Source organism: Thermodesulfatator indicus DSM 15286 (assembly GCF_000217795.1).
GTDB lineage: Bacteria > Desulfobacterota > Thermodesulfobacteria > Thermodesulfobacteriales > Thermodesulfatatoraceae > Thermodesulfatator > Thermodesulfatator indicus.
In genome coordinates this window covers 619,561-645,921 of sequence record NC_015681.1, presented here as the reverse complement: position 1 = coordinate 645,921, position 26,361 = coordinate 619,561, and the positions used below count along the sequence as shown (strand labels likewise).

The following is a 26,361-nucleotide window of genomic DNA, read 5'->3' as shown; positions in this document are numbered from 1 at the left end:
TTTTGTGAGCGAGGAAAGCCAGGTATTAAAAGTAAGACGTGAAAAGGCCGAAGAGCTTGAGTCTCAGGGTGTCCCCCTTTTTCCAAACCAGTTCAAGCCTGAAGACAAAGCCGGTGCAATAAAAGAAATATTTGGAGATTACCAGCCAGAGGAGCTTGAGAAACTTGAGGCCACGTTCAAAGTGGCTGGGCGTCTTATGGCTCGTCGCGATTTTGGTAAGGCCATGTTTATCCATATTCAAGATGAGACTGGCCGCATACAGGTTTTCATTAAGAGAGACGAACTAGGAGCAGAAAAATTTAAGCTTTTCAAAAAATATTTTGACCTGGGCGACATAATCGGGGTAGAAGGCTCTCTTTTTAAAACTAAAACCGGTGAGTTAACTATCCTGGCCAAAGAGGTAGTGCTGGTAACCAAAGCCTTAAGGCCTCTGCCTGAAAAATACCACGGTCTTCAGGACGTTGAACTTCGCTATCGTCGCCGTTACCTGGATCTTATTATGAATGAGCGGGTAAGGGAGATTTTTCGTACTCGTACCCGAATCGTTGAGTATTTTAGGCGTTATTTTTCTTCTCAGGGGTTCCTTGAAGTAGAAACCCCGATGATGCAGCCAATTCCTGGGGGAGCTACGGCTAGACCTTTTAAAACCTATCACCACGCCCTTGAAAGAGAACTTTATCTCCGCATTGCCCCAGAACTTTATTTAAAGCGCCTCTTGGTGGGAGGTTTTGAGAGAGTCTTTGAGCTTAATCGCAATTTCCGAAATGAGGGTATATCCATTCAACACAATCCTGAATTTACTATGCTAGAGTTTTATGAGGCCTATGCCACTTATGAAGACCTGATGACTCGCACGGAAGAAATATTTGTAGGTCTAGCCCGTGAGTTAAAAGGTGATACAAAAATCGTTTATCAGGGCCAGGAAATAGATTTTACTCCTCCTTGGCCTAAAATTCCCTTCAAACAGGCCTTGATAGATATTGGTGGTGTGCCTGAAGAAGTCCTTGATGATCGCGAAAAAGTTATTGCTTTTGCCCGAGAAAAAGAAATAAAGATTGATGAACGTGAGCCTGTGCTGGGTAAACTTTGGGCCAAACTCTTTGACGCCCTGGTTGAACCTGAGCTTATTCAACCTACTTTTATCATTGCTTTCCCAGTAGATATTTCACCTCTTGCCAGGCGTAATGAAAAAGACCCAAGCGTAGCCGACCGCTTTGAGTTATTTATTGCCGGGCGAGAGATAGCCAACGCCTTCTCTGAACTTAATGACCCTCGGGATCAACGGGCACGCTTTGAAGAGCAAATTAAACGCCGCTTAAAGGATGATCCGGAGATTCACCCAGAGATAGACGAAGATTTTATTCGGGCTCTGGAATATGGCATGCCCCCAGCTGCTGGAGAAGGAATTGGTATTGATAGGGTAGTTATGCTTTTTACTGATTCACCCTCAATAAGGGAGGTTATCCTTTTTCCTCATCTCAGGCCAGAGCAAAAATGATAAGCCGTTTTGAATGGTACATTGCCTTTAGGTATCTGCTTTCTCGTAAGAAACACCGGTTCACTTCCTTTATTTCGGGGATGGCCATCCTTGGGGTGGCTATAGGTGTTTGCGCCCTGATTGTAGTTATTTCGGTGATGTCAGGGTTTCAGAAAGAGTTGCGTGATAAACTTCTTGGCATTAACGCCCACGTTATCGTTCAAAAGATGGGGGGGCCTATCACTAACTACCAGCAAGTTATGCAAGAGATTAAAGGCATGAGCCTTAAAAAGCAAGGTATTTTCTATTGGCTTGGCCGTTTGCGAGGCAAAGGCGAGGTAAAAGTCGAAGATGTTTTACCCTCGGTGATTCTCCAGGGTATGCTTTCTGCAGGAGAAGGCCAGTCTGGAGTTATTCTTAGGGGGGTTCCAGGAAAAGAGGCGAATAAATTTTTTAAGAAAATTAAACTCAAGCAGGGCAGTTTTCTCGAGCTTAAAGGAGACGCACCTGTAATTATTTTAGGCTGGCGTCTTGCCAAAAACCTTGATTTAACTAAGGGAGACAAAGTTACTGTTATTCTTCCTCAGGGTCGGGCGACGGTAGTGGGGTTTCTGCCCAAGATGAAAACTTTAACGGTTGGAGGTATTTTTGAAACCGGGCTTTATGAATTTGATTCTTCTCTGGCTTTTATTCCTTTAGGACTTGCTCAAAACCTGGCTGATACAAAAGGCGTTTCCAACATAGAGGTCCGTATAACTGACCCTTTTTACGCCGGAGAATTTTCTAAATTAGTAGCTAAAAAGCTTGGATTCCCTTATTGGGTGATTGATTGGCGCACTATGAATGCTAGCCTGTTTTCTGCTCTCAAGCTTGAAAAAGCAGCTATGTTTATCATTTTGACCCTTATCATCGTGGTAGCGGCCTTTAATATTGTGGCTGCCCTGATTATGCTCGTTGGAGAAAAGAAAGCGGATATTGCCATTTTAAAAACTATCGGGGCGTCTGATCGTTCTATCCTTAAAATTTTTATGTTAACCGGGTTTTTACTTGGGCTTTCGGGGATTATCCTGGGAGTCCTCTCGGGACTTTCCCTCTGTTTCTTCATTGACCGTTATCCTATTATTAAACTCCCTGGAGATGTATATTTTGTAGAAACGCTCCCCGTACTGGTAGATTTTTTTGATATTTCTTTAATTTCCATTTCAGCCATTTTCCTGGCCCTTTTGGCCACGGTTTATCCTGCACGGCAGGCGGCCAAACTTCCTCCAGCTGAGGTCCTGCGTTATGACTAAGCTGGCTATTGAGGCCAAAAATCTTACCAAAGTTTACGGCTCAGGTCTGGGGAGAGTAGAGGTTTTAAAAGGTGCAGACCTTGAAATACTTGCTGGTGAAAAAGTGGCTATTGTAGGGGCTTCAGGGGTGGGAAAAACGACTTTGCTTCACATCATAGGAACTCTTGACCGTCCGGACAGTGGCCAGGTGCTTCACTTCGGTGTTGATGTTTTTTCTCTCCCTGATCTAGAGCTTTCTCGTTTTAGAAATAAAAAACTGGGTTTTGTTTTCCAATTCCATCATTTATTGCCAGAGTTTAATGCTCTCGAGAACACTATGCTCCCTGCTTTGATTGAAGGAAGGCCTACTAAAGAAGCACGAGAGCTTGCCGAAGCCATTCTTGAAAAGGTTGGTCTTTCGCATAGACTAACTCATCGTGTATCTGAACTTTCTGGCGGGGAAAGGCAGAGAGTAGCTATTGCCCGAGCCTTGGTTTTAAACCCTCCGGTACTTTTAGCTGATGAACCTACTGGTAATCTGGATGTAAAGACGGCTCAGGGAATAGTTGATCTTTTTTTGTACATTAACCAAGCCCATGCTACCACCTTAGTGGTAGTTACCCATAATCCAGAGCTAGCAGCCAAAATGGACCGGGTTTTTGGTTTGAGTAACAGAAAAATTATTGAACTACCAAAGGATGAACCATGGCCTTGGACTTTAAAAAAGTAACTTTATTTTTGTTATCAATTTTGTTTTTTTTGAGTTGCCTAGGCCTTGATAAGGCTTTGGCTGAAAAAAAGACTCTTCTTTTTTTACCTTTGAAGATAAATGCTCCTAAAAATTACCAGGAAAAGCTTTTAAAGATTAACCATCTTCTCAGAGATTCCTTAGAAAATAGAGGCTTTAAAGTTCTTTTTTCTGAAGAAGCCAAGCATGACTTTAATTTTTATTGTAAGAAATTTCCTGTTTCCGCAGTTGTTTCTGGCTCGCTTACGTATATTGCCGGTCAGGTAAGCCTTGATTTGAAAGTCTATAATTGCGGAAGTCCATACCCCAAACGTCTTTATTCCGAAGGAAAGATAACAGAGCTTAAAGAGTTAACGCAAAAGACGGTTAATCTCATTGAAAAAACCCTTCTTCGCCAACAAATAGTGGCTGAGGTGAAAATTAAAGGCAATATACGCATGGATGCCGATGCCATTTATCCGGTACTTTCCTTAAAAGCAGGGGATATTTTTGATCCCCAAAAAATAAGAGAAGACATAAAAAATATCTATAAACTGGGTTATTTCGACGACGTTAAGGTAGATGTAGAACAAACGAAAGAAGGCCTGGTGGTTACATATATTGTACGTGAAAAGCCAGTAGTAAAACGTATAGTTTATCAAGGCAATAAGGCTATTAAAGAGAAAGATTTACAAAAGATCACCGAGCTTAAAACGTCTTCAATTTTGAATCTTCGCAAAATAGACGAAGCTGCAGAAAAAATAAAACTCTTTTACAAAGAAAAAGGGTTCTATGACACCAAGGTACAAACTCAGGTTAAAAAACTTAATCCTCGAGAAGTAGAAGTCATCTTTAAAATAAAAGAAGGTAAAAAGATTTATATCAAGAAAATCACTTTTGAAGGCAATAAGGCCTTTTCTGATAATGACCTTAAAAAACTTCTTGAAGTAAGTGAAAAGGGACATTTTTCCTGGCTAAAAAAGATAAAGACGTTTTTTACCGGAGGTATTCCACCTGGTGTTTACAGTTATGGGGGGCTTTATCGGAGTTTGCCCAAGATCGTGGCTTTTTACCAAAATCACGGCTACATAGACGTTAAAGTGGGTGAGCCCCGCATAAAACGTAAGGGTGAGTGGGTTTATATAACCATTCCCATTGAAGAGGGGCCACGTTACACTGTGGGGCAGGTGGACATAAAGCAGGACCTCTTCAAAGATAAAGAATTCATTCTCAAAAAACTAGAATTGCCCAAAAAGAAGTACTTTAGCCGTGAGGCCTTACGGCGAGATATTTTGAAGATTACAGACCTTTTTGCTGATAAAGGGTATGCTTACGCGAGAGTTGAACCTATTATCCGCCGTGATCTTAAAAAACATCAAGTAGATGTAATTTTTAAAGTAGATAAAGGTCCTCTTGTTTACGTGAACCGTATAGAAATTACCGGAAATACCCGCACACGAGACAATGTTATAAGAAGAGAGCTTCTCATCGTAGAACAGCGACCTTTTAGTGCCACCAGGCTTCGTAAAAGTGAAAACCGTCTTAGACGTCTGGGATACTTTGAAGACGTGCGCATAAGTACAGAAAAAGGCGTCAAAGAAGACCAGATGAACATAAAAGTTAAGGTCAAAGAACAACCTACTGGTACCTTTAGCATAGGAGCCGGCTATTCTTCTGTAGATAAATTTGTTTTCACGTCAGAAATTTCACAACGCAATTTCCTGGGCAAAGGGCAGACTCTTGCTTTGCAAGGTTATTTCAGCTCTAGAACTACACGCTACAAGCTTTCTTTTACGGATCCTTATTTCCGCGACAGCAAATTTTCTTTAGGGCTTAATGCCTATGATTGGACTAGAGAATACGATGATTATACTCGCAAAAGCCAGGGCTTTGGCATTAACATAGGTTATTTATGGCGGCCAGATATTCGTTTCCACTTTGGTTATCAATACGATGACTCAAATCTTACAGACTATTCTGAGTACACTTCGGCCATTATTAGAGAGTCAGCAGACATTCACATTACCAGTTCTATTGAATTAGGAGTTACTAGAGATTCAAGGAACCATTTTTTTGATCCTTCTCGAGGGTCATTGACTTCTATTTTTTACGAACACGCTGGGGGCTTTTTAGGTGGAGACAGCGCTTACGAAAAGATAACGGCTAATTTTAGTTTCTATCACCCGCTTTTTAAAGATCTAGTAGGCCATATTCGAGTGGGGGCAGGTTACATAACCGAAGGAAGTGGAGGGAAACTACCGGTCTTTAAAAAGTTCTATCTGGGAGGGCTTGACTCAGTTAGAGGATATCGCTACGGAGATATAAGCCCCATTGACCCTGCCACCGGTGAGCGTATTGGTGGTGAGCAAATGTTTTTTGTACAGACAGAGGCTATTTTCCCACTGGTAAAAAGTATGGGTCTTAAAGGGGTAGTGTTTTTTGATATGGGAAATGCTTGGGACCCGGATACAGGCTATCGATTCTCTGACTTAAGAAAATCCGTTGGCTTTGGTCTTCGCTGGCTTTCTCCCCTGGGGCCCATGCGCATAGAATGGGGCTTTAACATAGACACCAAGCCCGGCGAAGAGAAAAGCAACTGGAATTTCCGTATCGGCGGAGTCTTTTAATATCTTTTTCTGAGCCTAGGAAATAAAGGAATGCCTCATGGAAAAGGTTATACCCTTTTTGTTAATATTAATAGCAGGTTTTTCCTTAAAGCGTTTGTCTGACTTTCCTAAAGATACGGCTCTAGCCCTCAACTTATATGTTATTTACATTGCTCTTCCAGCCCTTATTTTTGTACAGGTTCCTAAAATTCAGTTTTCAACGCATTTATTAGTTCCTGTAATACTCCCCTGGTTGGTAGTATTGGTTTCCGCTACCTTGGTACTGGTATTGTCTTTTTTGTTTCGCTTTGACCGAGAGACCACAGGGGCTTTGCTTCTGCTTACTCCTTTGGGAAATACCGCTTTTTTAGGTATTCCTATGGTCGAGCAGTTTTTTGGTTCTCAAGGAATACCTTTTGCTGTGCTTTATGACCAGCTCGGTTCTTTCTTAGCCCTCACCACTTATGGTACTTTAATTTTGTCACTTTACGCTCCTGGTCACAGGCCAACACTTAAAGATGCTGTCCGTAAGGTTATTTCTTTTCCCCCATTTATAGCCCTGATCCTCGCCTTAATTTTTAAGGACCTTGGTTATCCTCTCTGGTTAGATAGCTTTTTTAAGATAACAGCCGCTTCTCTAGTACCGGTAGTTTTGGTGTCAATAGGTTTTCAGCTGGAAATAAAAATGCCAGTTAATGATTTGCTACCGTTTGCTACAGGACTGATCATAAGATTATTAATTACGCCGATAATATTTATTTTGAGTTGCCATTTTTTGGGTTTTAAAGGGCTTCCCGTCCAGGTTGCTCTTTTAGAAGCAGCCATGCCCCCTATGGTAGTAGCCGGGGCTATGGCTGCTATTGCCGGCTTGCGCCCTAATTTAGCTTCTTCGCTAGTGGGGCTGGGTATAATTTTTTCTTTCTTAACGCTCCCGATAATTTATAAGCTGATAGTAATTTTGATTCCTGCCTAAAGAAAAGGCTTGAGCTCGTCCCACAAGATAGGCTGGGTGCCTACTTTCCCAACCACTATGCCCGCGGCCTGGTTCGCAATATTGACCACCTTCTCCAAAGGATAGCCAGCTGCATAAAAGGCGGTAAGAGTGGCTATAACCGTGTCTCCTGCCCCTGAAACATCGTAAACCTCACGGGCCTTAGCCGGAAAACGCCTCTTGATTTCAGGATGATGAAGGTACATACCTTCTGGTCCAAGAGTTACCAACATAAAAGAAAGATCATATTTGCGGATTAAGTGTTCACAAATCTTCGCCATATCAGAACTATAAAGGCCCTCTTCTTTGGCGATTTCCTTGAGTTCTTTAAGATTGGGAGTAATGCAGGTGGCTCCCTCGTAACGCCGCCAGAAAAGGCCTTTAGGATCAACCATGACGGGAATTGATAATTCTTTAGCTCTCTCAATAAGCCATTTACAAAATTCTCCTGAAGAGAGAATACCCTTGGCATAGTCGGAAAGAATTAAGGCATTTATTTTGGGGAGCAATGCTTTTATTTCTTCTTTAAGTAGGGCCAGGCTTTCTTCAGAAAGGGTATCGGTATTTTCGGCGTCAATACGGAGAAGTTGTTGCGAACTGGCTATAACGCGTGTTTTAACCGTAGTAGGGCGGCCTCTATCTCGGATAATAGCCTTAGTGCCTATCTTTTTTTCTTGGGCAAGACTTAAAAATTCTTGGGCTTCACTGTCTTGCCCCACTACTCCGGCCAGTTCTACCCTGGTCCCCAGCCCCCTTAAGTTATTGGCGACATTGGCTGCACCACCAAGGGACATAGTGATAGATTTGAGAGCAAAGACTGGAACTGGTGCCTCTGGAGAGATCCTTTCCACCTCTCCCCAGAAGTAGCGGTCAAGCATGACATCGCCTACAACCAGAAAGCAGTAGTCTTTGAGGGAGTTATTTGGCATGGGCCTCTTTGGTTTCAGAGGTTTCAGTGTTTGCCAGCCCGGCTAACTCTCTTATCTTGCTTTCCAGTTCAGCTACTAATTCTGGTTTTTCAAGAAAGGTGCGCTTTACGTTTTCACGCCCCTGGCCTAAACGGTCTCCCTGGTAGGAGTACCAGGCTCCACTTTTATCAATAAGCCCCATTTTTACACCCAGATCCAGAATTTCCGTAAGCTTGGAAATCCCTTCGCCGTAATAGATATCGAACTCGGCTTCTTTAAAAGGAGGAGCCATTTTATTTTTGACCACTTTCACCCGCACCCGGTTGCCAATAGGTTCATTGGCCTCTTTGATAGTGCCGATACGGCGGATATCCAGACGCAGGCTGGCATAAAACTTAAGGGCATTACCCCCAGGAGTGGTCTCAGGATTACCATAACCACCCATACCAATTTTCATACGAATCTGGTTTATGAAAATTACGGCGGTGCCGGTTTTGGAGATAGCAGCGGTTAGTTTCCGCATAGCCTTTGACATAAGACGGGCTTGAAGGCCTACCTGTGTTTCGTCCATTGCGCCTTCTATCTCTGCTTGAGGCACAAGGGCCGCTACGGAGTCAATTACAATTACATCAACCCCGCCACTTCTCGCCAGGACTTCAGCAATCTCTAAGGCCTGCTCTCCGGTATCAGGCTGGGAGACTAGGAGGTCATCTACGTTTACGCCAAGCTTTTGGGCGTAATGTACGTCAAGGGCATGCTCGGCGTCGATAAAAGCGGCCGTGCCTCCGCCTTTCTGGGCTTCGGCGATTACATGGAGGGCCAGCGTAGTTTTACCAGAGGACTCGGGGCCGAAAATTTCGGTAATACGACCTTTAGGAATACCTCCAATTCCGGTGGCGATATCAAGACCAATAGAACCTGAAGGAATGGCCGCTACATCTCTAATCTTAGGGGACTCCCCAAGGCGCATAACGGCACCCCGGCCGAATTGTCGTTCAATTTGAGAAATAGCCGCTTCAATGGCCTTTTTCTTATCAACTTGGGCCATAAAAAACTCCTTTAAATGGATTTAAGCCTATTTTAAACGGTTTTTAAAAAAAATAAACTTATGGGAAAAGGCCCGCGAAGCACGGGCCTTTTGGAAATTTATTGGGGAGTTTTTGGAGACTTTTCTACAAAGAGATGCACATCCTGTTGTGGGTAAGGAATGCTAATGCCTTCCTGGTCAAAGGTCTTTTTAATCTGTTCAATGAGGTCAAACCTTACGGCCCAGTAATCACTTGTTTTTACCCAGGGCCTAAACACCAAATTGACAGAACTGTCGGCCAGCTCGGCCACGGCTACCGTAGTGGCCGGGTCTTTCAAGATACGCGGGTCTTTAGCCGCCATTTCCCAGAGTAGGGCCTTGGCCTTGTCTATGTCATCTTCGTAACTAATGCCTACTACCAGGTCAATGCGTCTGGTATCATTGGCGGTGATGTTAGTGATAATATCACCCAAAATTTTGGCGTTAGGCACAATAATTTTCTGGTTATCAGGGGTGTGAAGAATAGTATTAAAAAGCCCAATCAATTGGACTCCACCCGTAACGCCAGCTACGGTGACGGCATCTCCTACCCTAAATGGACGAAAAATGAGAAGCATCACCCCAGCAGCAATGTTTGAAAGAGAATCCTTAAGGGCCAAGCCAACAGCTAAACCTAAAGCACCGAGGACCGTAAGAAAAGACATGGTATTTATACCAAGCTGACCAGCCGCCGCAATCAGAACCAAGATTACCAGGGCATAATAAATTAACCCGCGCAAAAACCGGCTAAGAGTTATATCAACTTCTCTTTTTTTAAGTAATTTTTCACAAATGTTGGCAATGCGTTTGGAAAGCCAAATCCCCACGATAAGAATTACAATAGCGCCAAGCACTTGAGGAGCAATAGATAGAAGATAAATCCATATACTAGAAACCATACCCACCTCCATCGTTACCCTCCTTTAAAATATTTTTGGATTATAATATCTATTTGTTAAAAAAATGCAAGCTTTTTAAATTCTATAAGCTTTTTAAAATTCTATTAAGAGACCTTTACAAAATAATGCTATATTTAAGAGACTGCTTCGCCCGTACGGGCTCGCAGTGACAAAATAGCAGATGGCCGATGGCTGGTGGCTGATGGTAAATAATTGTCACTTCTCACTTACTTATACACGCGAGGATACCAGTATTGCCGACGAAGTGGCCCAACCTGGTCATTACGAGTAGGCGCGTAGCGCCGACGAAGTAATCTCTGAGACTGCTTCGTTCCGCTCGCAGTGACTGAGTGGTAGATGGCTGATAGCTGGTGGTAAACAATTTTTACTTTTCACTCATATTTACGAGGAGCCCCGCAGGGCCGACGAAGTGGCCCAGCAGGGTCATTGCGGGCCACGAAGTAGCGAAGTAATCTCAATCTATGTGCAAAGGTCTCTGTAAATAAATTTAAAATTTCTAAAAATTGCAAAGCTCAAAATGAGGGGTACAATGCTTTTTAAAGTTTTTAGGAGGTGGATTTGAATGATTATTATTCTTAAACCCGAAATTACCCAGGAAACTCCGGAGTTTAAATTTTTAATGAAATATCTTTCAGAGCTTAAGGGGATTAAGACTTTAGTAGCTGAATATCAGGGAGTTACACGTAAAGTTATAGAAATCCACCTTATTGGAGAAGATTACGATCTTCCTGTAGAGCTGCTTCAAAGTTTACCCGGAGTTGAAAAGGTAGTCAGAGTCTCGGCCAAGTATCGTCAGATTGGGCGCCACGGTGATTTAGAACCTGTAGGGTTTGATTATAAAGGTCTTCACTTTGACCAGGATTCCTTCCACGTGTTCATGGGCCTTTGTGCGGCTGACACCAAAGAAAATGTAGAGGCCATTTTTAAGGCCATGAATGAAGCCGGGGTGCGCACAGCGCGCATGGGGGCTTATAAACCGAGGACTTCTCCTTACGACTTTCAAGGTCATGGCAGAGAATGTCTCCCCTGGCTTTTTGAACTGGCTGGGAAATACAATATCGCTATAATCGCTATGGAAGTCCTTTCACCGCATCATATAGACGAAATCTGGGAAGAACTAGAAAAAGCAGGCCATCCCACAGGGGTGATGCTTCAAATAGGGACGCGTAATGCCCAGAATTTTGAGCTTTTAAAGGCCGTAGGCAATCAGCAAGAGTTCCCAGTTCTTTACAAGCGAGGCATGGGGCTTACCATAGAAGAAAGCTTAAACGCCTGTGAATACATTGCCAGCGAGGGGAATCACAATATTATCTTCTGCCTGCGTGGGGTAAGAACTCATCTTGGAGATCCTCACCGTAACCTGGTTGATTTCGGGCATGTGCCGGTAATCAAAAGGCTCACCCGTCTTCCCGTTTGCGTTGATCCGTCTCATCCTATAGGTTCAAGAGTGGCTGCTCCTGACGGCATAAAAGACATTTACCATGTAGCCGCTCAAGGAGTGATATCCGGAGCCAATATGGTGCTTGTGGAATTTCATCCGGATCCGCATCGCGCCCTATGTGACGGCCCGCAGGCCCTTTTTCTTGAAGAAATTCCTTGCTTCCTCGATTATATTAACCGAGCTCGAGAGGCCTACCTTGACATGAAAAACATCGTGGCCCGCTGTAATTTTCAAAATATGGCTCCTAAACCGTAATGCGGCCAGCAAGTGTAGTTTTTGGGCCGGTAAAGTCAAGGAGATTGGGATTATCTCTGGGGGTGGATCCCCTTGTCCCCAAGGTATGCTCTTTTGATTGCCTTTATTGTGAGATCGGGCCTACCAAAGTTCATACTATTGAACGTCGCCTTTACCGACCTACCGAAGAAATAAAAAAGGCCCTGCAAGAAAGGCTTGCTGATGAGAATCTTTGCTTTGAAGTGCTTACTTTTGCAGGTTCAGGCGAGCCCACTCTTCACGCCGAGTTAGAAGAACTGATTATTTTTGCCAAAGAGCTTACCGACCGTCCTATTTGTGTGCTTACTAACTCGTCTCTTCTCTGGCGGAAAGAAGTTCGTAAAGCTTTGCTAAATGCCGATTTGGTGCTCCCTTCTCTTGATGCCGTTAACGAAGAAATTTTTCAAAAATTAAATAAACCGGTAAAGGGGCTTTGCGCCTCAAAAATTATTGAAGGTCTTAAAAAATTCAGAGAAGAATTTGCCGGTGAGATATGGCTTGAGATCATGTTAGTAGCGGGTGTGAATGACCACGAAGAAGAAATCAGGGCCCTAGCCGAAACAGTAATAGACATTTCTCCCGATAAAATTCAGCTAAACTCAGTGGATAGGCCTCCGGCCTATCGTCAGGCTAAAGCCCTCCCGTTAAATAAATTGCGAGAAATAGCTTCCCTTTTTAAGGGAGAGGTAGAAGTTATTACCCGGGAGGCCCTGAAAGAAAAAAGCGGCAAGCGTAAGCCAAGCGCAGAAGAAATTTTAGCGCTTATAAGCCGTAGGCCTGCCCCTTCTTCAGAAATTGCCGAGGCTCTCTCCTGTGACTTTAAAGCTACCCTATCAGTGCTTGAAGAACTAGTAAAAAAGGGACGGGCAAAAACTAAACGCCACCAAAACCAGATTTTTTACTATGCCTAAAGTTAAACTTGGCGTAACGATGGGTTGCCCGGCAGGAGTGGGGCCGGAAATTTGCTTGAAGGCCCTGGCTAAATCCTGGCCTGAAGACCTTGAGCTTTTCATTCTTGGGGACAAAGTTATTTTAAATGAAGTGGCCCGTCGCCTGCGTCTCCCCTATCCTAATAAAAATCAAATTATTTCTCTTTCTTCGCTTGACGAATACACTCCTGGTAAGCCCAATCTTGAAACTGCCAAGGCCATGGTGCGTTATATAAAAGAAGGCCTAAAAATGTGCCTAAACGGTGAATTAAATGGCCTGGTGACCTGTCCGATAAGCAAAACCGCTTTAAAACTTGCTGGCGAACCTTACCCCGGGCACACGGAAATGCTTGCCGCCCTTACCAACACTAAAGAATACGCCATGGCCTTTTACGGGGAAAAGTTAAAAATAGTCCTTGTAACCATTCACGAACCTTTAAGTAAAGTGCCTGAACTGCTTTCAATAGAGGCTATTTTGAAGGTTACTCGTCTGGCTTATAACTTTTTGCGAGAAGACCTAGCCATTAAAAATCCTCGCCTGGCAATTGCGGCTCTAAATCCCCACGCTGGCGAGGGTGGCCTTTTTGGAGACGAAGAGGCTCGCATCTTAGAGCCCGCGGTTAAAAAAGCAAAAGAAGAGGGCTTACCCCTCTCTGGCCCTTATCCCGCTGACAGCCTATTTTACCGGGCCATAAACGGACATTTTGATTTGGTAGTCTCCCTTTATCACGACCAGGGGCTTATACCTTTTAAACTTCTACACTTTGAAGACGGGGTTAATCTGACTCTGGGGCTCCCCATAGTTCGAACTTCGGTTGACCACGGCACCGCTTACGACATAGCCGGGAAAGGTCTGGCTAAAGAAGATAGCCTAGTAGCAGCCATAAAGCTCTCCTATCGCATGGCTAAAAACAGAATTGCTCAGTAAATTTTTATGTATCAATGGGGCATTGAACAGGCGACAATTCCGGTCATGCGGGGGGTGATTGCTTCGCTTTGCTCGCAATAAAGTCCGAAGCAGTCTCTCGTAACTTCCAGTTTAGCCCCCTTTCTGTCATCGCGAGGCAACGCAGTCACCGTGGCGATCTCTATCCTAGAGATCCTTTCGCTGTGCTCGGGACAGGGACTGCTTCGCCCAAGTGGGCTCGCAGTGACAAGAAGAGAAGGGGCTCACAGAGACTAAAGAATACTTGGCTGATGGAAGTTAGCTAATGGTAGTTTAAAAGACTGCTCCGTCGGCCCCTTAAACAGGCCTCCTCGCATGACAAACTGGTAGCTGGTTGATAGCCAATGGCGGTTGGTGACAATTTTTTGTTGTTGCTTTTTACCTGTCACGGCGAGCTCCTTTTCCATTACTGTCATTGCGGGCGAAGCAATCTCACGAGGTAAGGACCTGGTCGCGATGATCTAAGCTTACAGTTTCATTATTTATTTTTGGCCAAAACTTTTCTGGGAGAAAGATTAATAGAAAACGTATCTAAAGCTATCTTAATAGCAAAATAGACTAAAGTTGTTCCTAAAAATAGCAGAAGAGAAGCATAAGCTTTATAGCCTATAAGTTTGAAGACTATTCCTCCACCAGCTAGAAGCATTAGCCATATATAATCAATTGAAATATGAGCAGAAAACATGGCTAAAAAACCCTTCCAGCCAATTTTTGCGGATTCTTCCAGTAAAATTTTTCCTACACTTAACCACCATAAAAGAAAATATACGTTTAATCCGGTGAGTATAATGCCTGTTGAAAATGCTTTTAGATAGTTTGCCGAGCCAACGCCAGCTGTTTGTATGTTTAAACCATAATGGAAAATATGAAGACCATCTTTAACTAATAGATAGGCAAAATAGGCTAAAAAAGTGGTGATTATTAAATTGAATAAAAATTTGAATCTTCGCAAGAACTTGTCTAAATTTTGGTAAAATTTATAAAGCAATAGGAGATATAATAGCTCTACTACTAAGTGGCCGGTGGCTATAAGAAAGCCACCAATAATACCTATAGACGCTCCCATGGCCACGGCAAATGCAGAGAGAGGTCCTGGGCTTATAGCCCCACTAGGAGTGATGGTAAAAGTCAATAGCAAAAGTTTTTTATAATCTTTTTGAGTAGTTGAGCCCATAAAGACAGTTAAGAGTGTTTAAAAAACTAGGCTACATCGTCCGGGTTCTAATGTCAAACTTTGCAACTATTCACAACCTAAATAGCTTCAAGTTCTATTCTTTCTCCGTTTCCAGAGATAAAAGAAAGCATGAGAGAAAGATAATCGCGCACGTGCCGTGTTATAAGGAAGTTTTCTTTTACGAATTGGTGGGCTTTCTTCCCCATTTCATTTCGTTTTTCCTGATAAAAAAGAAGATAGCGAATTCTTAAGGCTGTACCTTCAGGGGTGTGTACCAAAAAACCCGTGTGATGATTTACCACTTGAAGTCTAATTCCGCCAGTATCTCCACCAATAACCGGTTTGTATTTCCACATGGCCTCGGTAACCGTTAAACCGAAACCTTCTTTGATAGACTTTTGTAACACCACGTGAGCCGCACGCTGTAAAGCATTTATAGTGCGATGGGCGTCTGGCGGAAGGTAAAGCACATGAATATCTGGATGAGCTTTAGCCAAGGCCTGGACTTCCTGGTAAATAATTTCACCTTCAGGGTCGTCAGCCGCTCCGCCTCCTGCGTAAACCAGCTGAAATGGTATAAACTTCATAGCCATAATAGCGGCCTGAATTACGCCAACCGGGTCTTTAAAGCGGTCGTAACGGGAGACCTGAAGCACAAGTGGCTTTTCAGGGTCAAGGCCAAAGCGGTCATAAACCGCTTTTACTTCGTCTTCGGGAAGGTCCATATTTTTCTCGGTTAACGGGTCAATGCTTGGTGGAATGATGTACTGCGGATGGGGCAGGGGCTGGGTGAAATCCGGCATGGAGAAGATGCTGGCGTCGTAATCTTTAACGATGTTTTTTAAGTAACGCCACACCGGGCGATAAGGCTTTGACAGGTCAATGTGACAACGCCAGACCCACTTGTTCTTACGTTCAGGCATGAGCTTTATAAGAAAAGCCGGCTGGGGATCATGAATAACCACAAAATCTGCTTCTTTCAGGAATTTTTCAAGTTTTTCAAACTCTTTACGGTTGTTGTTTTCGTAAGTTTCAATGGAGCCAGGCGTGAAATCTACCGGAAAGCCCTGTAAGGCATTGTGAAAAGACTTGGTTACCTGAAAGAACGGCTCATCTCCGGCAATTACTTCCCAGCGCACCGAAAGCCCAAGGGCTTCCATCAAAGGCACCATGCTACGCAAAATCTCAGCTACTCCGCCACCGTAGCGGGTGGAGTTCACATGGAGGATGCGCGCGTCTTTTAAGCGGCTGGCCATTTGTTTTAACTGGTCTATAACGTCAGAGCCAACAATCGCTTCATATTTGGCTAAGAGATCGTTATTCATGCTGAGCCCCAAAGAAGTTTTTGAATACGTTTAGCAATTGCTCTCTAATTTCTGTCAGAGTGAAAAAATAAGGGTCAATAGAGGCCAGTTTGGCCGACAACTTTTCATATTCTTCTCCAAAAGCAGAAAGCCAGGCCCTAAAATCGTCCACACCATTTTCAGTACGACGGCGGGCATCTATGAAGTGGTAAAAAATACTTCCTTGAGAAAAGCCTGGTAGAACTTCTGCCACCTTTTTGGGATGTGAAATACGACGCCCGGTATCAAAAACCACTATCTGACTTTTTACAAAATAAAAAGGCTTGTCAGCCTTGCGCCAGGGAAGGTCAGCGTGCTCATCAAAACGTTCTTCAAGCACGTTTATAAGCTCTTCTCGTAATTCTTCCAGATTTTCAAACTCATGCGGGGCTATCAGGTTAAGACGTTCGGCCAACACATAATCGTGAAGCTCACGATGCACCCAGGCGGCAAAGTCATTGTGAAATTCCGGATGGTCAAAAGAGGGCCTAAGCTGCCTGGCCCAGAAGTGGTGATAAATACAGCCTTCTTCTACTTCACGCACATGGTCCAAAAGTTCAGCTAGAACATAAGCCTTGACCCCCAGCGATATAGATACCAGCGAACAATCTTTTACGTGAAAAAGGACTTCTTGAGCCATGTTAAGTCACCAAGGTTTTAAGAATTTTGCGTACTTCTTGAGGATTTTTGGCCCGATATCTGGCCCGCGAAACTCCAAAACCGACTTTTATGGTGTAGGCGTGCTCTGGCATCACTTCAAATAAGTCTTCGTCAGTCCAATCATCTCCCACGGCCAGAATAAAATCAAAGTTTTTCTTTTCCAGAAAATATTTAGCCGCCCGGCCTTTGTTAATGTTAACCGGTTTGACTTCTATCACCTTGTTTCCTTCAAGGACCATCAAATCAAGGTTTTGGGTGATATCAAAAAGGGCTTCTTTTAGCTCGCGAGCCCTTTGGGCGGAAAGCTCTGGATCGGCCTTGCGGTAGTGCCAAACAAGGGCGTAGTCTTTTTCTTCTATAAAGGCTCCTGGAGTAATGTCGGCAAAATTTTCCATAACCGGCCTAATGGCTTCTTTCCAGTCAAGGCTTATGGCCTCAATCATTTGCCACTCGCCACGGGCTTCTTTTATCCAGACACCATGTTCAGCCACGAGATTTAAAGGAATATTTCCAAACCAGGCCTCAAGGGTGTCTTTGTCTCGTCCGCTTATTAATACTACTTCATTTTTCGGAATTTCCGTGAGTTTTCTTAAGAGATTGAGCAGATCTTCGTCTGGGCGAGCGGCCTCTGGCCTTCCAGCAAAATTGACAAGTGTTCCGTCGTAGTCAAGAAATTCTATACGTTCGGCAGCCTTATCAAAATTTTCTTTAATCTCTTTGAGAAGCTCCTTGGTGATGTTGGTGGCCACGAAGGCCTGTTGTGCTTCTTTTATTTCGTAGAGTTTTTCCATAAACTCGTGGGCCCAGCGGTTTACGTTGTAGCGACGCAGGCGATTTTTCATCAGATAATTGCGAAGGCTCTTTTCTTCTGGCGCCATTTCTAGGGCCTCACGCAGGGCTTCTATCATCTGCGAAAAATTGTACGGGTTAATAATAATGGCCTCGCCTAATTCTGAGGCCGCGCCAGCCATTTCGGAAAGCACCAGCATACCGTGATCAGCCGAGGTAGTGGCTACGTATTCCTTGGCGATAAGATTCATGCCGTCTCTAAAAGGGGTAACGAGAGCTACGTCGGCAATGTGGTAAAGGGCTGCCAAGGTATGAAAGGGAAGAGAACGATAGAGATACCAAACCGGCGTCCAACCAAAGGCACCGTGACGCCCGTTTATACGGCCAATCAGTTCGTCAACCTCCTTTTTTAGTAACATGTAATGTTCCACCCTCGTGCGCGAAGGCACGGCCACCAGTATGAGCACGACTTTTTCCTTGTAAGAGGGGTATTTTTCAAGGAACTGGTCATAGGCCTTGAGACGCTCAGCTATGCCTTTGGTGTAGTCAAGTCTATCTACCGAGAGAATGACTTTGCGGTTCCCGGTGCGGCGTTTTATGCGTTTTATCTCTTGGCGCACTTCTTTTTTTTCTGGAGCGTAGGCAAACTTTTCGTAGTCAATGCCCATGGGAAAGGCATCCACCCGCAGAACTCTGTCTTCAGTGGTTATAATGCCAAGGCTGTGTTCAAACCCGAGGATACGACGCACGGAGCTTATAAAATGCCTAACGTAGTCGTAAGTGTGAAAGCCAATAAGATCTGCCCCAAGAAGGCCTTTGAGTATCTCTTCACGCCAGGGAAGAACCCTAAAAATTTCGTAAGAAGGGAAAGGGATGTGAAGAAAAAAGCCGATGGTGGCCTGAGGGAGTTTTTCTCTAAGCATCTGCGGAAGCAGGAGAAGCTGGTAATCGTGCACCCAGATAGTGCTATCAGGTTCGGCTACTTCAAGAACTGCCTCGCAAAACAGGCGGTTGGCACGACGATAAGACTCCCAGAATTTCTGGTCAAAAACCGCATATTGCAAAAAGTAATGAAACAAAGGCCAGAGAGTTTTATTGGAAAAGCCGTAGTAATATTTTTCAATCAAGCGCTTAGAAAGAAAAACAGGCTTACAGGAAAGTTCTCCAAGTTTGGTGATGATATCTTCTTCGTGGCCACGGGCGGACTCAAGGGAGATACCAGGCCAACCAAGCCATACGCCACCGGTTTCGCGATAAAAAGAACCAAGCCCGGTGGCCAGCCCTCCGGCACTGGGATTAAAGAAAAACTTGCCTTCACGCTTGGTAACAGTTACAGGCAGACGATTAGAGACAATTATCATGCGGCCGGCCATGGGTTAATACTACGAGGGACTTTTCTTTTTGCCAAGGCCGGCCCGTCAGCTTTTAAGCAAAAAACGGCAAATTACAGGCTAAAAAGTGGGTTTAATCCTTTTTTTCTTTCTCCAGGTCCCATCCTGGCAGCAAATGTAACTCCGTTAACTGGGTCATAGATACTGGAGCTGGGGCACCGGTTAGCAAGCACTGGGCCCTCTGGGTTTTGGGAAAGGCGATGACGTCTCTTATGCTTTTGCGTCCGAGCATAAGCATAACCAGGCGATCAAACCCAAAGGCAAAACCACCGTGAGGCGGTGCTCCGTATTCTAAGGCTTCAAGTAAAAAGCCGAACTTTTCCTGGGCCTCTTCGGGGGTAATCTTTAAAAGATTAAAGACCCTTTGCTGGATATCCGGCCGGTGGATACGAATACTTCCACCGCCAATTTCAATGCCGTTTAGTACTAGGTCATAAGCCCTTGAGCGCACAGCCTCGGGCTTCTCTTCAAGAAGGGGCAAGTCTTCTTCTTTAGGAGAGGTAAAGGGATGATGCATGGCTACGAAGCGGCCTTCTTCTTCGTCCCATTCCACCAGGGGAAAATCTACCACCCAGCAAAGCTTAAACACATTTTCAGGGATAAGACCTAAGCGATTGGCAAGCTCCACGCGCAAATCGGCTAAAACTTCGTTCACTACATTGGGTTGGTCAGCTACAAAAAATATGGTGCTTCCTTCTGCGGGTTTTAGGGCATCAAGTAGGCCTTTTATTTCTTCTTCGCTGAAGAACTTAGTAATGGGAGACTGGAGCTTTCCGCCTTCACGCACCTTTATCCAGGCAAGGCCTTTGGCACCGCGCTCGTTGGCAAAGGCGGTGAGGTCATCAAGTTCTTTGCGGGAAAAGTCAGCCGGGGCTACGAGGCCTTTTATAATGCCACCCTTCTGGACCACCTGAGCAAATACTTTAAACCGCGTGTCTTTAAATATCTGGGTTAAGGGCACAAGTTCAAGGCCAAAACGAAGATCTGGACGGTCGGTTCCGTATTTTTCCATGACTTCGCTATAGGAGAATACGGGAAAAGGCCTTTCAATCTCTACGCCCAATGTTTCTTTAAAGACCCTGGCTACCAGTTCCTCTAAAATGGTCATAATGTCTTCTTCAGTGATGAAAGACATTTCCAGGTCAAGCTGGGTAAATTCAGGTTGACGGTCTGCCCGCAGGTCTTCGTCACGGAAACAGCGAACAATTTGATAATAGCGGTCAAAGCCCGCCACCATAAGAATTTGCTTAAAAAGCTGGGGTGACTGGGGAAGGGCGTAAAATTTGCCTGGATAAAGCCGGCTGGGCACAAGATAGTCTCTTGCCCCTTCAGGCGTGCTTTTGGTAAGAAAAGGTGTTTCTATTTCAATAAAGCCGTGTTCGTCAAGGAATCTTCTGGCTACTTGGGCCACTTTGTGCCTGAAACGCAGGGCCTCCATGAGGGCCGGACGGCGCATGTCAAGATAGCGATACTTAAGGCGCAAGGCCTCAGAGACTTCCACATCTTCGTCAAGGGGAAAAGGAGGCGTTTTTGAGGTATTCAAGATGCGTAGATCATGGGCCGCTACTTCTATTTCACCAGTAGGGATTTTGGGGTTTTCCATGCCTTCGGGGCGACGACGTACCTTGCCTTTTATAGCGATGCAGTACTCGGCTCGCAACTTGTGGGCGTGTTCGTGGACTTCGGGATTGATTTCCGGTTCAAAAACTACCTGGGTTATACCTTCACGGTCACGCAAGTCGATGAAGATGACACCGCCGTGGTCCCTCCGGCGGAGCACCCAGCCCATAAGGGTTACTTCTTCTCCTATGTGTGCACTGCGGAGCTCCCCGCAGTGATGCGTGCGTTTCCACTGGCCTAAAAGATCAAGCATAATTTCCTCCCTCTCAAACAAAACTTGTTTGGCCTAAACCTTTAGCCCTTTAAACGGGATAAGACAAGTCTTTTTTAGTTTTGGGGACAGGCGAAAAAATTTCGCCTGTCCCCAAGCTTATCCTCCCGAAGTCCAAAATAAGGAAAATAGCAATAGGTTTACAAAAATTCCCGCTTAAGCGGCGGGGTTAGGGTTAGAGGTGGGGTTAGATAGAGGGTTAGAGGTTTAGAAATAGATCAAGCTGGATGGTAAGTTTCTACAGGACCGTAAGTTTTAAGCTCTTCCCCTTCAAATACAGAGACTGCTCCGTGACCACCACATACAAGGCAACGTCTGCCCAAGGGTTTCAATGTCTCATCTGTTTCTTTGGCCAAAGCTATCAGGGCTTCTCTTTCACGAATGGCCTTTTCGCGATCTACATTTACCGAGGTCATAAGTATCTTGGCCAAACGAACAAACTCTTTTCTTTCAGGGGTAAAACTTGCAACGTTAAGAAGGCTATCACCAGTAAAAAGTAGTCCGCTTACAGGGGAATAGAAAAAGACCTGGCCATAAAGATGGCCTCCCAAACTTTCAAGTACTTCTATTTCTAAAGACCCAACTTTAAAACGATGAATTATCGGAAATATGTTTCTAAGCCCTAAAACTTTTTTAGGAAAAATTTTTATTTTTTCAGGGAGAGGAGGGGTGAAACGGGAAAAAAGATTTATAAGTTTGGTATAAACTTCTTCAAGAATCGAGCCCTCTACCCGTGAGCCATAGGCTCGGTTGGCTTTTTGGATTATTTCCCAGGTTCCTTCATGTAAATAAGTGATAGAATCAAAAAATCCTGCTGCCCCGGCGTGATCGGCATCGGCGTGGGTAATATATATTCTTGAAAGCTGAGTCAAATCTCCCAGGCCATAGTGTTGAAGCATTTTAAGTACGTCTTCATGGTATATGCCAAAACCAGTGTCAATCATAACCATTTCATGTGGAGCTTTGAGTACGAAAATGTTTCCTCCACAAGGGGGCTGAAAAGAGAACAGTTGCACATCTTGCGTTACTTCTATTTGTTGGACATCAGCATAAAAAGATGTCCCAGTATTTTCCTTTATTTTTTGGCCTGTGGCCAAAATAGCGGCGAACACCTCTTTAGGGTCTTGATTGAGATTGGTGAGCTCCTGGACAATGTGGTTGATATCGTTAAGGAGCCTCAGCAAGAACTCGTCTTCAGCGTGATCTATTAAATTTCTTAATTTTTGGGCAAATTTTAGGTAAAAAACGGTATTATCGAGATTATCTTCCCATGTGTCGTATTCCAATATTTCCAAGCGATAACGAGACTTAAGATTATTTAGAAGCTTATCAATTAAAGTACTACCCTCTACGGTTAGGCTAACGGTAAGGCGATCAGGATGAGGACCTTTTTCATCAAAATCAAGAAAAGCGATATTGGCTTGGGCCTCGGTTACATAGTTTAAAAATTCAAATAAAGCGCCAGGGCGATGAGGTAAATACACATTAAATTTCAAAAACTTAAGAGGAGCTATTGATTCCTGAAGATATCCCAAACGTTGTAATTCCTGACGTACAAGCTGATAATCTTCTTCGCTTTTAAGGGTGATCTCAAAAAAGACGGTGTTAGGGTCTATGCGGCGGTCATAATGTATGCGATTAATGTTTCCTTGATACCTTCTTACAACTTCAGCCGCTCGATGTAGAGCACCAGGCTCATCTGGCATGCGAGCAACAAAATAAAATTTTTTATTCATGCAAATGATTTTAAATAATTTTTCAAAATAAATAAACTAGTCTGATTTAGGGACAGGCAAAATTGTTTAAATTGTTTCGCCTGTCCCCAAATGTTAAGCTTAACAAAATGCCTTACGTGAAAGATGTTCTTGAAGAAGCGCAAAAGTTGCTGGTTGCCAAAGGTTTTACTCAAGAAGAAGCAGCCTTTGAGGCCAGGTTTATTCTTTCTTTCTTACTCAAAAAACGGCCCCTTGATATTTTTACTGTTCAGGAAATTTCGCCAGCAGTCGCTTCACGATTTTTTGAACTTATCAAGCGGCGTGGAGATGGAGTCCCTACGGCCTATCTGCTTGGTGAGGCGGAGTTTTACGGCCGATCTTTTAAAGTAGGGCCTGGGGTTTTAATACCTCGCCCGGAAACTGAAATTCTTGTTGAAACCGCGCTTGAATTCATCTCGCCTGGCGCGGGTGTCCTTGAGCTGGGTGTAGGTTCAGGTTGTATTTCTCTCTCTCTTGCCCTTGAAAAACGGGATGTAAAAGTCTTCGGTGTTGAATATAGCTCTCGGGCTTTAAAGTACGCCTTGGTTAACAGAGAGCGCTATCATCTTGAAAATAGGGTTTTCTTTGTCCAGGGAAACTGGCTTGCGCCTTTAAAAGAGAAGCAAGTATTTTCTCTTATAGTAAGTAATCCTCCGTACATTTCCGAAGAAGAATTTTCTTCTCTTGAAAAAAGCGTAAGAGAACACGAGCCCTTGGAGGCTCTTTTAGCAGGGCCAAAGGGTCTTAATTTTATTGCTAAAACCCTTTGGGAAGCCTCCAAATACCTTTTGCCAGGAGGATATGTTCTCCTTGAAATAGGCTATCGGCAAAAAGAAGATGTGGCTGCCCTCGCCAAAAAAGCAGGTTACCGTTATGATTTTGTAAAAGATTTACTGGGATACGAAAGGGTGCTTGTGGTCCAAAAACTTCCCTGAGGAGAGTCATGTCAGAAATTTGTATTTTCGTAGAAGGCGGGTACCGTCTTTCTGGAGAAGTAGAGATAAGTGGCGCAAAAAACGCTGCGTTGCCGGCTCTCGCCGCTACCCTTTTAGCCCTTGGAGAATATAAGTTTTCAAATGTTCCAGACCTTCTAGATGTAAATACCATGCTTGAACTCCTCGCTCTCCTTGGGGCCAGATACCAAATGAACGGCCGCAGTCTTTTTGTAGATACCTCACAGGCTGAAGATACTTTAGCTCCCTACGAGATTGTAAACCGCATGAGGGCTTCGGTGTTGGTGTTAGGCCCTCTAGTAGCCAGAGCTGGTAAGGCCAGGGTAGCCCTTCCAGGTGGCTGCCCTATAGGGAAGAGGCCTATTGACCTGCACCTAAAAGGCCTGGAAGCTATGGGCGCCAAGATAAGTAGCGAACACGGAGACATAGTGGCCAAAGCTCCCAAACGCGGGCTTTACGGAGCTGAAATCAATCTTGACTTTCCCTCGGTTACCGCCACGGAAAACCTTATGATGGCCGCTACTCTTGCCCGCGGTAAAACCATAATCAGAAACGCCGCTAAAGAGCCCGAAGTCGTTTTTCTGGGAGACATGCTTTGTTCCATGGGAGCCAAAATTTCAGGTCATGGTTCAGAAACTATCACCGTTTACGGCGTAAAAGAGCTGAATCCCGCCGAAATAGAGATTATTCCGGATCGCATTGAAGCTGGCACTTATCTTATAGCCCCGGCTATTTCTGGAGGAGAAGTTTTAGTAAAAAATGTAAGGCCTGATCATCTTGAGTCAGTCTTAGCCGTGCTAAAAGAAATGGGACTCAAGCTAGAAGTAGGAGAAAAAGAGATTCTTTCCAGGCGGAGCAAAAAATTAAAGCCTTTAAAAATAAGAACCGCCCCTTATCCCGGTTTCCCTACTGACCTTCAAGCCCAGATAATGGCGGCTTTGAGTACGGTAAAAGGAACTTCGGTAATTGTGGAGACCATTTTTGAAGACCGTTTCCTCCATGTGGACGAATTAAGAAGGCTTGGGGCAGACATTACTGTGGAAGGCCGCGTAGCCGTAGTTAACGGGGTTAAAAGGCTTCAGGCCGCTCCAGTTAAAGCTACGGATTTAAGGGCCAGTGCCTCGCTAGTTCTAGCAGGGCTTGGAGCCGAAGGTATAACTCAGATAAGTGATATCTATCACCTAAAAAGGGGCTACGAAGCCCTTTGTGAGAAATTTTCTAAAATTGGGGCCAAGATCTGGGAAGGTCCATGTCAGCTTTAGAGGCAAAGATTCTTTCTTTTTCAGAAATAAAAGGCCAGGAAAAAGCTCTGGCCATTCTAAAACAGGCTCAAGAGGAAAACCGCCTGCCGCACGCTTATCTTTTTCTCGGCCCAGAGGGCGTGGGGCGGGAGACTACGGCTCTTTCTCTTTTTAGGCGCCTCTTATGTGTTAAGCAAAGTGGCTGCGGTGAATGCGTCCCCTGTAAAAAGTTTGAGCGAGGTAATCACCCTGACGTAGAGATTATTCAGCCCCAGGGTAAAAGTATAAAAATTGAACAGATAAGAGAACTTGAAGCCAAACTTTATTTCAGACCCCTTGAGGCCGAAAGGCGATTCATTCTTTTTACCGATGCAGAGGCTATGACCCGCGAAGCCGCCAATGCCCTTCTTAAGTCTCTTGAAGAACCGCCAGCCTATACCCTTTTTGTTTTAATTGCCAAAAGCACCGAAGGACTTTTGCCCACCATTGTTTCCCGTTGTCAGGTGCTAAGGTTTAGACCCATTCCCAAGGATACTTTAAAAGAACTGTTGGTTAAGAGATTAGGTATAACTTCTGAAGAAGCAGAAGGCCTCGCTATACTGGCGGAAGGAAGCGTGGCACGTGCTTTGCGTTTGGCGGAAAAAGGCTATCTTGAAGAACTCGCTCGCCTGGTAAAGGCTATAGCTACCGGTAAGCCTCATCTAATAGTTTCGGTGGCCGAAGTATTGCCCAAACTAGGAGAGGACTTACCCCTTTTTTGGGAGCTTGTCTTGGTATGGCTCAGGCAGGCGCTGGTAAATGAGCTTGGTCTAGATGAATTTCCAGCTCTTTTCCCTGAAAAGCCGCCAAGGGATTTCATAATTCCCGCCCTTGAAAAAATAGAAAAGGCTTTTTTGGCCCTGCAGATGAATCTTAACCAGGAGTTATTTCTTCTTGAGCTTTTGACCAATCTTTCCAAGCTCTGGCGTGAAACCAGCCAGGCGGAAGTAGCTTCCATGAGCACAGGGGCGGCATAAAACCCGGCCGTCTTTCAGAACCTCGCGGCCGTCTTGCACCCATACCCCGCAGGCTTCACACTGAACCCGCTTAAGTGGCCTCCCAGGTAAGTCAAAGTCAGACAATTCCACTTCTACTTTTTGAATGTCAAAAAGTTCTTCTTCGGGCATAACTCTGTAAGCCTCAAGCTGGCGGCGATATTTGTCGGGTATTTCTGGAAAATAGTTTTTGGAAAGCTCGCGAGCCTCTTCGCGGGCGATGATGCGATAGGCCTCTTTGGTTTCAAGGTTTAGAAAAGTAGCGGCCATTATGCCGTAGTCTAAGAATTTTAAAGAACGCTTACCAAGGCTTGCCCCGGTAACAGATTGTATGGCGTCGGTGGCACAGCGGTCAATCTCAACGAAAACAAGAAATTTCTTGCGGTCAGCGCCTTTGGGGTCTTTTATGCCGATTAGGCGAAGCCCCAGTAAGGCCATTCTAACTCCTATGACTTGGCCTGCGCATAAGTGCCCATGCGTTTTGACGGACTCAGCCAAAATTTCTTCAAAAGGGACTTCAAAAATGTTCATAGTTTGGCTTTAAAGAGTTTTAAAGTAGCTTAACAAGCTCTTTTG

22 protein-coding genes are annotated in these 26,361 nt (G+C 44.5%); 11 read left to right on the top strand and 11 right to left on the bottom strand.

Annotation, left to right across the window (positions count from 1 at the left end; translation table 11 throughout):
• Window positions 1–4 precede the first annotated feature (4 nt).
• From lysS to THEIN_RS03035, 5 genes are read left to right on the top strand one after another with little or no spacing between them, the layout of a single operon-like run.
• On the top strand, window positions 5–1,498 hold the full coding sequence (lysS, locus tag THEIN_RS03055; protein ID WP_013907232.1) for a lysine--tRNA ligase: 1,494 nt from the start codon (window positions 5–7) through the stop codon (window positions 1,496–1,498).
• Window positions 1,495–2,769, top strand: coding sequence for an ABC transporter permease (locus THEIN_RS03050; protein WP_013907231.1), 1,275 nt, complete (start codon window positions 1,495–1,497; stop codon window positions 2,767–2,769). Before lysS ends, THEIN_RS03050 begins: the two co-directional genes overlap by 4 nt.
• Window positions 2,762–3,478 (top strand): ABC transporter ATP-binding protein, encoded by a 717-nt coding sequence (locus THEIN_RS03045; RefSeq protein ID WP_013907230.1) that lies wholly within the window; start codon window positions 2,762–2,764, stop codon window positions 3,476–3,478. Before THEIN_RS03050 ends, THEIN_RS03045 begins: the two co-directional genes overlap by 8 nt.
• A gap of 56 nt (window positions 3,479–3,534) precedes the next feature.
• Window positions 3,535–6,102 (top strand): outer membrane protein assembly factor BamA, encoded by a 2,568-nt coding sequence (bamA, locus tag THEIN_RS03040; protein ID WP_169311143.1) that lies wholly within the window; start codon window positions 3,535–3,537, stop codon window positions 6,100–6,102.
• Window positions 6,103–6,139: 37 nt separating this feature from the next.
• Window positions 6,140–7,054 carry an AEC family transporter gene (locus THEIN_RS03035; RefSeq protein WP_013907228.1) on the top strand — a complete coding sequence of 305 codons (915 nt, stop codon included), beginning with the start codon at window positions 6,140–6,142 and terminating at the stop codon, window positions 7,052–7,054.
• Here the strand turns inward: THEIN_RS03035 and rfaE1 are convergent.
• From rfaE1 to THEIN_RS03020, 3 genes are all read right to left on the bottom strand, one after another.
• A complete protein-coding gene (gene rfaE1, locus THEIN_RS03030; RefSeq protein WP_013907227.1) occupies window positions 7,051–8,001 on the bottom strand; it encodes a D-glycero-beta-D-manno-heptose-7-phosphate kinase in 951 nt (316 codons plus the stop codon). The two genes, THEIN_RS03035 and rfaE1, sit on opposite strands and share 4 nt — an antisense overlap.
• Window positions 7,991–9,028, bottom strand: a complete 1,038-nt coding sequence (gene recA, locus THEIN_RS03025; protein WP_013907226.1) for a recombinase RecA — start codon at window positions 9,026–9,028, stop codon at window positions 7,991–7,993. Before recA ends, rfaE1 begins: the two co-directional genes overlap by 11 nt.
• Before the next feature lie 98 nt (window positions 9,029–9,126).
• A complete protein-coding gene (locus THEIN_RS03020; RefSeq protein WP_013907225.1) occupies window positions 9,127–9,957 on the bottom strand; it encodes a mechanosensitive ion channel family protein in 831 nt (276 codons plus the stop codon).
• Between the two features lie 571 nt (window positions 9,958–10,528).
• On the opposite strand from THEIN_RS03020, the gene THEIN_RS03015 reads away from it, so the two are divergent.
• Genes THEIN_RS03015 through pdxA form a run of 3 tightly spaced genes read left to right on the top strand, consistent with a single transcriptional unit; the run spans window position 10,529 to window position 13,537 of the window.
• Complete coding sequence (locus THEIN_RS03015; RefSeq protein ID WP_013907224.1) at window positions 10,529–11,662, top strand: 3-deoxy-7-phosphoheptulonate synthase; 1,134 nt, start codon at window positions 10,529–10,531, stop codon at window positions 11,660–11,662.
• The gene (locus THEIN_RS03010; protein WP_013907223.1) at window positions 11,662–12,591 is read left to right on the top strand and encodes a radical SAM protein; all 930 of its coding nucleotides are present in this window, start codon (window positions 11,662–11,664) and stop codon (window positions 12,589–12,591) included. The genes THEIN_RS03015 and THEIN_RS03010 overlap by 1 nt, the downstream gene beginning before the upstream one ends.
• The gene (gene pdxA, locus THEIN_RS03005; protein WP_013907222.1) at window positions 12,584–13,537 is read left to right on the top strand and encodes a 4-hydroxythreonine-4-phosphate dehydrogenase PdxA; all 954 of its coding nucleotides are present in this window, start codon (window positions 12,584–12,586) and stop codon (window positions 13,535–13,537) included. The genes THEIN_RS03010 and pdxA overlap by 8 nt, the downstream gene beginning before the upstream one ends.
• Window positions 13,538–13,788: 251 nt before the next feature.
• On the opposite strand, the gene THEIN_RS12195 is transcribed toward pdxA, so the two are convergent.
• The 7 genes from THEIN_RS12195 to THEIN_RS02975 form a co-directional block, all read right to left on the bottom strand.
• Entirely contained in the window at window positions 13,789–13,944 is a 156-nt protein-coding gene (locus THEIN_RS12195) for a hypothetical protein (protein ID WP_169311142.1), read from the bottom strand.
• Between the two features lie 89 nt (window positions 13,945–14,033).
• The gene (locus tag THEIN_RS03000; protein WP_013907221.1) at window positions 14,034–14,729 is read right to left on the bottom strand and encodes a LysE family transporter; all 696 of its coding nucleotides are present in this window, start codon (window positions 14,727–14,729) and stop codon (window positions 14,034–14,036) included.
• A gap of 77 nt (window positions 14,730–14,806) precedes the next feature.
• On the bottom strand, window positions 14,807–16,054 hold the full coding sequence (locus THEIN_RS02995) for a glycosyltransferase (RefSeq protein ID WP_013907220.1): 1,248 nt from the start codon (window positions 16,052–16,054) through the stop codon (window positions 14,807–14,809).
• Entirely contained in the window at window positions 16,047–16,712 is a 666-nt protein-coding gene (locus THEIN_RS02990) for a DUF5752 family protein (RefSeq protein WP_013907219.1), read from the bottom strand. Before THEIN_RS02990 ends, THEIN_RS02995 begins: the two co-directional genes overlap by 8 nt.
• Before the next feature lies 1 nt (window position 16,713).
• On the bottom strand, window positions 16,714–18,894 hold the full coding sequence (locus THEIN_RS02985) for a bifunctional alpha,alpha-trehalose-phosphate synthase (UDP-forming)/trehalose-phosphatase (RefSeq protein WP_013907218.1): 2,181 nt from the start codon (window positions 18,892–18,894) through the stop codon (window positions 16,714–16,716).
• Between the two features lie 91 nt (window positions 18,895–18,985).
• Entirely contained in the window at window positions 18,986–20,785 is a 1,800-nt protein-coding gene (gene aspS / locus THEIN_RS02980) for an aspartate--tRNA ligase (protein ID WP_013907217.1), read from the bottom strand.
• A gap of 236 nt (window positions 20,786–21,021) precedes the next feature.
• On the bottom strand, window positions 21,022–22,539 hold the full coding sequence (locus tag THEIN_RS02975; protein WP_013907216.1) for an MBL fold metallo-hydrolase: 1,518 nt from the start codon (window positions 22,537–22,539) through the stop codon (window positions 21,022–21,024).
• Window positions 22,540–22,646: 107 nt separating this feature from the next.
• Here THEIN_RS02975 and prmC point away from each other — a divergent pair, with 107 nt between their 5' ends.
• Genes prmC through holB form a run of 3 tightly spaced genes read left to right on the top strand, consistent with a single transcriptional unit; the run spans window position 22,647 to window position 25,767 of the window.
• Entirely contained in the window at window positions 22,647–23,492 is an 846-nt protein-coding gene (prmC, locus tag THEIN_RS02970; protein ID WP_052299028.1) for a peptide chain release factor N(5)-glutamine methyltransferase, read from the top strand.
• Between the two features lie 8 nt (window positions 23,493–23,500).
• On the top strand, window positions 23,501–24,772 hold the full coding sequence (murA, locus tag THEIN_RS02965) for a UDP-N-acetylglucosamine 1-carboxyvinyltransferase (RefSeq protein WP_013907214.1): 1,272 nt from the start codon (window positions 23,501–23,503) through the stop codon (window positions 24,770–24,772).
• Complete coding sequence (holB, locus tag THEIN_RS02960) at window positions 24,760–25,767, top strand: DNA polymerase III subunit delta' (protein ID WP_013907213.1); 1,008 nt, start codon at window positions 24,760–24,762, stop codon at window positions 25,765–25,767. Before murA ends, holB begins: the two co-directional genes overlap by 13 nt.
• On the opposite strand, the gene THEIN_RS02955 is transcribed toward holB, so the two are convergent.
• Window positions 25,675–26,316 (bottom strand): FmdE family protein, encoded by a 642-nt coding sequence (locus tag THEIN_RS02955; protein ID WP_013907212.1) that lies wholly within the window; start codon window positions 26,314–26,316, stop codon window positions 25,675–25,677. The two genes, holB and THEIN_RS02955, sit on opposite strands and share 93 nt — an antisense overlap.
• Window positions 26,317–26,361: the final 45 nt, after the last annotated feature.